This is a genomic window from Actinotalea sp. C106 (assembly GCF_023630195.1).
Classification (GTDB): Bacteria; Actinomycetota; Actinomycetes; order Actinomycetales; family Cellulomonadaceae; genus Actinotalea.
On record NZ_JALPKN010000153.1, the window covers coordinates 1 to 7,726 of the forward strand.

The 7,726-nt window shown below is 71.5% G+C and carries 4 protein-coding genes; 2 read left to right on the forward strand and 2 right to left on the reverse strand.

The genetic code is table 11. From position 1 onward, the window contains the following. Positions 1-115: 115 nt before the first annotated feature. On the reverse strand, positions 116-2,842 hold the full coding sequence (gene ppdK / locus L0B03_RS11140; RefSeq protein ID WP_250445865.1) for a pyruvate, phosphate dikinase: 2,727 nt from the start codon (positions 2,840-2,842) through the stop codon (positions 116-118). 360 nt (positions 2,843-3,202) lie between these two features. On the opposite strand from ppdK, the gene L0B03_RS11145 reads away from it, so the two are divergent. Both L0B03_RS11145 and L0B03_RS11150 read left to right on the forward strand, forming a co-directional pair. Next, positions 3,203-5,782: a sodium-translocating pyrophosphatase gene (locus L0B03_RS11145; protein WP_284501678.1), complete on the forward strand. Its 2,580-nt coding sequence runs from the start codon at positions 3,203-3,205 to the stop codon at positions 5,780-5,782. Further along, positions 5,779-6,867: a glycosyltransferase family 1 protein gene (locus L0B03_RS11150; protein WP_250445867.1), complete on the forward strand. Its 1,089-nt coding sequence runs from the start codon at positions 5,779-5,781 to the stop codon at positions 6,865-6,867. The genes L0B03_RS11145 and L0B03_RS11150 overlap by 4 nt, the downstream gene beginning before the upstream one ends. Positions 6,868-6,880: 13 nt before the next feature. On the opposite strand, the gene L0B03_RS11155 is transcribed toward L0B03_RS11150, so the two are convergent. Continuing rightward, positions 6,881-7,726 (reverse strand): SDR family oxidoreductase (locus L0B03_RS11155; protein WP_308200041.1); only part of this gene is annotated, 846 nt, incomplete at its 5' end.

The following is a 7,726-nucleotide window of genomic DNA, read 5'->3' on the forward strand; positions in this document are numbered from 1 at the left end:
GTGGTGCGGGGTGACGGGCGCCGGCTGCGCGCCGCCCCCCTCGGGGTCGTGGCTGCGGGCGTGGTTCAGGTCGGGCACGGGGTGAGCGTACCCGCGAGCCCCGTGGCCCTCTCCCTCAGCGGGTGTCCCCACCTCCGGTCACGACCGCGGCCCGCCCGGCCTCGAGCCGGGCCACCGGCACCCGGAACGGCGAGCAGGAGACGTAGTCGAGGCCGACCTCGTGGAAGAAGTGCACCGACTCGGGGTCGCCGCCGTGCTCGCCGCAGACGCCGAGCCCCAGGTCGGGCCGCGCCGCCCGGCCCTCCTCGACGGCGATCCGCACGAGCCGCCCCACCCCGCGCTGGTCGATCGTCTCGAAGGGGGACACGCTCAGCACCCCGCGCTCGGTGTACTCGGCGAAGAAGGCGCCCTCGACGTCGTCCCGCGAGAAGCCCCAGGTGGTCTGGGTCAGGTCGTTGGTGCCGAAGGAGAAGAAGGCCGCGGCCCCGGCCATGCGGTCGGCCGTGAGCGCGGCCCGGGGCAGCTCGATCATCGCGCCGATGGGCACGTGCAGCTGGACCCCCTCAGCCGCAGCGACCTCGGCGAGGATCTGCTCGGCCTCGTCACGCACCAGGTGCAGCTCCATGACCGAGGCCGCGAGCGGCACCATGATCTCGGCGTGCGGGCGACCACCCTCGTGCAGGCGCTGGGCCGTGGCCTCGGCCACCGCGCGGATCTGCAGGGCGAAGAGCCCCGGGACCACCAGGCCGAGCCGGACGCCGCGCAGCCCGAGCATCGGGTTGGCCTCGTGCATGCGCTCGACGGCGGCGAGCAGCGCCCGGTCCCGCTCGAGGTCGGGCCCCTCCTCACCGCGTTCGGTCGCGAGGGCGACCTTGACCGACAGGGCCGTGAGGTCGGGCAGGAACTCGTGCAACGGCGGGTCGATCAGCCGGATGGTCGTGGGCAGGCCGTCCATTTCGCGCAGCAGGTCGACGAAGTCAGCGCGCTGCAGCGGGAGGAGCGCGTCGAGGGCGTGCTGCCGCTCCTCGTCGGTCCGGGCCAGGATGAGGTGCTCGATGAGCACGCGCCGCTCGCCGAGGAACATGTGCTCGGTGCGGCACAGGCCGATCCCCTGGGCGCCCCAGGTCCGTGCCCGGCGCGCGTCGGGGGCGGTGTCGGCGTTGGCGTGCACCCGCAGCCGCCGCACCGTGTCCGCGTGGGTCAGGATCCGGTCGACGGCGGCGACCAGCTCAGCGGTCTCCTCGTCCTCGGCGGGCAGGTCGGCCAGGGCCGCCTCGAGCCCTTCCTCGAGGTAGCGCACCACGGGTGAGGGCACCACGGGCACCGCCCCGAGGAAGACCTCCCCGGTCGAGCCGTCGATCGCGATGGTCTCTCCCTCGTCGATCACGCGCTCCCCCACGCGGACCTGTCGGGCGGCCATGTCGACCTCGACGGCCTCGGCACCGACCACGCACGTGGTCCCCATACCCCGCGCGACGACCGCGGCGTGCGAGGTCTTGCCCCCGCGCGAGGTGAGCACGCCGACCGCCGCGATCATGCCGCCCAGGTCGTCGGGGTTGGTCTCGCGCCGCACCAGGATCACGTCGGCCCCCTCGGCCGCGCGGTCCTGCGCGGTCACCGAGTCCAGGACCAGCTGCCCCACGGCCGCCCCGGGTGAGGCCGCCATGCCCGTGGTGAGCAGGGTGCGCCCGTCGGCCCGCGCGTCGAACTGGGGGAACATCAGCTTGCCCAGCTGCGCCCCGGTGACCCGCTCGAGGGCCTCGTCGAGGGTGATGAGGTGCTCGTCGACCAGCTGGGTCGCGATCCGGAAGGCCGCGGCCGCGGTGCGCTTGCCCACCCGGGTCTGCAGCATCCACAGCTTGCCGCGCTCGATGGTGAACTCGATGTCGCACAGGTCCCGGTAGTGGGTCTCGAGGCGGCGCATGGCCTGGCGCAGCTCGGTGAAGCTCGTGGGGTCGAGGCGCTCGAGGTCCGCCAGGGTCAGGGTGTTGCGGATGCCCGCGACGACGTCCTCCCCCTGGGCGTTGGGCAGGTAGTCGCCGTAGTCCCCCGAGCGGCCCGTCGACGGGTCCCGGGTGAAGCAGACCCCGGTGCCCGAGTCGGCACCGAGGTTGCCGAAGACCATGCTGACCACGTTGACCGCGGTGCCCAGGTCGTTCGGGATGCGTTCGCGACGCCGGTACAGGCGGGCCCGGTCGGTGTCCCAGGAGTCGAAGACCGCGGTGATCGCGAGGTCGAGCTGCTCGCGCGGGTGCTGGGGGAAGTCGCGCCCCGACTCCTCACGCACGATGGTCTTGAACTGCTCGACGAGCTCGTGCAGGTCCGCCGCCGAGAGCTCGGTGTCGGCCGCCACACCGCGATCGGCCTTCATGGCGTCCAGGGCGTGGGAGAACAGGTCGGCGTCGACGTCCAGGACGGTCTTGCCGAACATCTGGATCAGGCGACGGTAGGAGTCCCACGCGAAGCGCTCGTCGTCGGAGAACTTCGCCAGTCCCTGCACCGACGCGTCGTTGAGCCCGATGTTGAGGACCGTGTCCATCATCCCGGGCATCGAGAACTTGGCCCCCGAGCGCACCGAGACCAGCAGCGGGTCGTGGAAGTCGCCGAGCCCGCGGCCCAGCTCGTCCTCGAGGCGGCGCACCGCCATGGTCACCTCGACCCTCAGCTCGGGCGGCAGGTGCCCGGTGCTGCGGTAGGCCCGGCAGGCCTCGGTGGTGATGGTGAAACCCGGGGGCACCGGCAGACCCAGCCTGGTCATCTCGGCGAGGTTGGCCCCCTTGCCCCCGAGCAGATCCTTGAGGTCCTTGTTGCCCTCGCTGAAGTCGTAGACGTAGGTCGCCATGGCGCGCCTCCCTGCGCAGGACGCCGGCCCCGTTGCCGACGTCGCTGCTCTTCAGAGTGCTCCTCGGATCCGGGCCGCACAGGGGACCTAGGTCTCCCGCCGGGTCGTGGAGGTCGTCCGGGCCGAAGGTCTCAGGTCGGGGCCCTCCTGCGGTCCTAGCGTGCGAAGGGACAGCAACGACGCTACTCACCGCCCGAGGCCATCGTGAGCACTCCCCGCCCGGCACCCTCCACCTCGACCCCTGACCGGGTCCGACGACGGCTCTCGGCCGGCTCCGAGGGACCGGGCGGCACCGGCGGACCGGGCGGTACGCGCCGACGGCGACGCGGTCTGCGTGCCGGCCTGCTCGGCGTCGTCGGCCTGGCCCTCGCGGGCTGCTCGGCCAGCGGGAGCGCGCAGGGGGCGAACTCGTCGGCCGAGGGCGCGCACGGCGGCGAGGTCAACCTGGTCCTGCCCGACCTGAGCGCGGTCACCGTGATGGGTGGCGCCTCGGGACGGCTGCTGCTGATCCTCGGGCTCGGGGTCTGCGTGCTGGGGCTGGGCTTCGGCCTGCTCGCCTACCTGGACCTGCGCCGTATGCCCGTGCACCCCTCGATGCGCGAGATCTCCGAGCTCATCTACTCGACCTGCAAGACCTACCTGGTGCAGCAGGGCAAGTTCCTGCTGGTGCTGTGGGGGTTCATCGCCTCGATCATCCTGCTGTACTACGGCGTGCTCGTGGGCCTGGCCTGGGGCAAGGTCGCCGTGGTCATCGCCTTCAGCCTGATCGGCATGGCGGGCTCGTACTCGGTGGCCTGGTTCGGCATCCGGGTCAACACCTTCGCCAACTCCCGCACGGCCTTCGCGGCCCTGGGCGGGCGCCCGCTGCCGGTGCACCGCATCCCGATGCGCTCGGGGATGTCGATCGGGATGGTGCTGATCAGCCTCGAGCTCTTCGCGATGCTCGTGATCCTGCTGTTCCTCCCGCCGGACATCGCGGGGGCCTGCTTCATCGGCTTCGCGATCGGTGAGTCCCTGGGCGCCGCAGCCCTGCGCATCGCGGGGGGCATCTTCACCAAGATCGCGGACATCGGCTCCGACCTCATGAAGATCGCCTTCAAGATCAAGGAGGACGACGCCCGCAACCCCGGCGTGATCGCTGACTGCACGGGGGACAACGCCGGGGACTCGGTGGGCCCGAGCGCGGACGGCTTCGAGACCTACGGCGTGACCGGCGTCGCCCTGGTGACCTTCATCCTGCTCGGCGTCGGCGACCCGGCCGTCCAGGCCAGCCTGCTGGTGTGGCTGTTCGTGGTGCGGGCCGTGATGGTCGTGGCCTCGGCGGTCTCCTACCTGGTCAACGACTGGTGGACCCGGGCTCGCTACGCGAGTGCCGCACGGATGGACTTCGAGCGGCCGCTGTCCAACCTGGTGTGGCTCACCTCGGTGGTCTCGGTCCTCGCGACCTACGCGACCACCTACGTGGTGCTGCGGGACCTGGACACCACGGGCAGCTGGTGGCGGCTCGCGACGATCATCTCCCTGGGTACCGTGGCCGGCGCCCTGATCCCCGAGCTGGTCAAGGCCTTCACCTCGACGCGCAGCAAGCACGTGCGCGAGGTGGTCAAGAGCTCGCGCCAGGGCGGGGCCTCCCTCAACATCCTCTCGGGGCTGGTGGCGGGGAACTTCGCGGCCTTCTGGCTCGGCATCGCGATCATCGGCCTCATGGGCGGGGCCTACCTCATCAGCCTGACCGGGTTGGACGGCCTCATGGTCGCCCCCGCGGTCTTCGCCTTCGGCCTGGTGGCCTTCGGGTTCCTCAGCCTGGGGCCGGTGACCATCGCGGTCGACTCCTACGGCCCGGTCACCGACAACGCCCAGAGCGTCTACGAGCTCTCGGTCATCGAGGAGATCGACGGCATCGACGGCGAGCTCGAGCGCGAGTACGGCGTCACCGCCCAGTGGGACACGGCCAAGCAGATGCTCGAGGAGAACGACGGCGCCGGGAACACCTTCAAGGCGACCGCCAAGCCCGTGCTCATCGGCACCGCCGTCGTCGGGGCCACGACCATGATCTTCTCGATCATCATGGCCCTGACCGACGGGCTCACCACGGGCCTAGAGAACCTGTCCATGCTGCACCCGCCCTTCCTGCTGGGGCTGGTGACCGGTGGCGCGGTGATCTTCTGGTTCACCGGGGCCTCGATCCAGGCCGTGACCACCGGGGCGTACCGCGCGGTCGAGTTCATCAAGGGCACCATCCGCCTCGACGGGGTGACCAGGGCCAGCGCCGAGGACTCGCGCCGCGTGGTCGAGATCTGCACCCAGTACGCCCAGAAGGGCATGCTGACGATGTTCCTCGGCCTGTTCTTCGCGACCCTGGCCTTCGCGTTCGTCGAGCCGTACTTCTTCATCGGCTACCTGATCTCGATCGCCGTCTTCGGCCTCTACCAGGCGAACTTCATGGCCAACGCGGGCGGGGCCTGGGACAACGCCAAGAAGATCGTCGAGGTGGACCTGCACGCCAAGGGCACCGCCCTGCACGACGCGACCATCGTCGGGGACACCGTCGGGGACCCGTACAAGGACACCTCCTCGGTGGCCCTCAACCCGGTCATCAAGTTCACCACCCTGTTCGGTCTGCTCGCGGTCGAGCTCGCGGTGAGCCTCGAGGCCCAGGGCCGGCACACCCTGGTGCTGTGGCTCGCGGGGATCTTCTTCCTGGCGATGTGCTTCTTCGTCCACCGGTCCTTCTACGGGATGCGGATCCAGACCAGCCTCGAGGACGACGACGAGGCTACGGTCACTCCCCCGAGCTCGAACGGCACGGGCGACGCCCAGGCCCCCAGGGCGACGCAGGACGACGTCGTCGCTGCTGGCTCGGGTGCGACACCCCCTGAGCCCGCGCTCTCCGCCGAGGACCGCGAGCTCATCGAGACACGAACGGGTGAGGGACGATGAAGGTCGCGGTGCGGTACGCGGATGCCAGGGTCGACCCCGAGGGCCATGTCATGGGCCATGACGCCGGCGCCACCCTGGTCCGCCGGCTGCTCCGGGTGTTCCCCGACGCGCTGCTGATCGGACCCGGGCCGCGGACCTGCGACGGCTTCGACATGATCCCCCTCGAGTTCGTCGACACCGAGAGCACCGTCGTCATCACCATGGACGTGCTCGACTCGCTGGCGGTGTGGCAGACGCTGCACGCGGGGGGCCGCGAACCACGGATCATGAACTTCGTCTGGTGGAACACCTCGCAGTGCACGCACCAGGTCGAGCGGGCGGCGCTCGCGCTCTCCTGCGCGCTGTTCCCGACGTTCGCGAACTCCGCACGGACGGCGACCGAGATCCGCGAGATCGTCGAGCAGTGGGCCATCCCGTCCCTCGCCGGCAAGGCCCAGATCGCGTGGGTGAACCTGGGCATCCGGCTCGAGCACGTGCAGCCCCGGTCCGAGCCCGCGATCCCCGTGGTGCTCTACCCCGCGATCTACGTCTCCGAGCGCAAGCAGCCGAGGTTGTTCCTCGACGTCGTCGAGCGGGTGGCCAGGCGGACTCCCCTCCGGGTCGAGGCACGCCTGCACGAGTCCCACCTGATCTCCGAGGAGGCCCTGCGGCTGTCGCGGCGCGACTGGAGCTGGGTCGGGCCGCTCACCGCGTCCCGCGAGGACTACTGGCACGCCCTCGCCCGCACGACGGCCTTCCTCGCGACGGCCACCGAGGAGTCCTACGGCCTCGAGTACGTCGAGGCCATGGTCGCCGGGGCGATCGGGATCTTCCCCGACGCCCCGTGGGCGCGCGCGATCCTGCCCACCGGATACCCCTTCCTGTACCGGACCGCCCGCGAGGCCGAGGACCTGCTGGTCCGCGCGGTCACCGAGACCAAGACCTGCCACGACGAGCTCGACGAGTGCGCGCACGGCAGCTTCGACGGGTGGCTGCGCGAGCAGCACGACGACGACGCGTTCGAGAACGCCGTCGTGGACCGGGTGACCGCGTGGTTCGGTCCCGTGACGGTCAGCGACGAGGTCCGCGCCGCCGTCCGTCACTGAGGGAGGAGCGGGCCTACATCGGGTCGTCCGACCCCCAGGTGACCAGGCGCAGCCGGCGCGCGTCGTTCACGAGAACCTCGTAGGTGTGCGCCACGAGGCCCTCGACCGTGTCGGCCCCGGCGCGGAAGAACCGGCCCGAGAGTGCGTCGAGCTCGCCGGCGCCGATCGCGCGCAGCAGCTCGACGCTGGCCTCGACCGGCGTCCACTCGGTGCGGTCGGCGTGCGCGGGCATCGCGGCCGTCATGTCGGTCGCGACGACGCCGGGGGCCAGGTCGAAGGCCCGGATGCCGCTGTCGCGGTACTGAGAGTCCAGTCCCGTGGTGAGGCGGGCGAGAGCACCCTTGCTGATGTTGTAGCCCGTGTACGTCGAGTACTCACGGTGGGCCGCCCCCGAGTTGATGTTGACCACGCGCCCACCGCCGCGGGCGAGCATGCCGGGCAGGACCGCGCGTGTCACGGCGAGGGGACCGCGGACGTTGGCCTCGATCACCCGCCAGGTGTCCTCGAGGTCGTCCTCCACGAGGCTGACCTCACGCTGCTCGATGACTCCCGCGTTGTTGACCAGCAGACCGATCCCGCCGAGGTCGTCGAAGGCCGCCTCGACCTGCGCGACGGCGGCACGGGCCGCGGCGTGGTCGGTCAGGTCGGCCGCCGCGACCACGGGCTCGGTCGGGGACTCCCCCCGCGTCACGATCTCCGCCGCGACCTCCTGCAGGCGCTCCTCGGTGCGCCCCACCAGCGCGAGGGACCAGCCGTGGGCCGCCAGCCCCAGGGCCAGGCCCCGGCCGATCCCCCGGCCGGCCCCGGTGCCCAGGGCGGGGCGGGGGACGTCGAGCAGCGGGGGGGCAGCGGGGGGGGG

What these genes read in the sequence shown, in the direction of transcription:
- ppdK (WP_250445865.1), bottom strand. Translation starts at nt 2,842, where the DNA reads ATGGCGACCTACGTCTACGACTTCAGCGAGGGCAACAAGGACCTCAAG.
- L0B03_RS11150 (WP_250445867.1), top strand. Translation starts at nt 5,779, where the DNA reads ATGAAGGTCGCGGTGCGGTACGCGGATGCCAGGGTCGACCCCGAGGGC.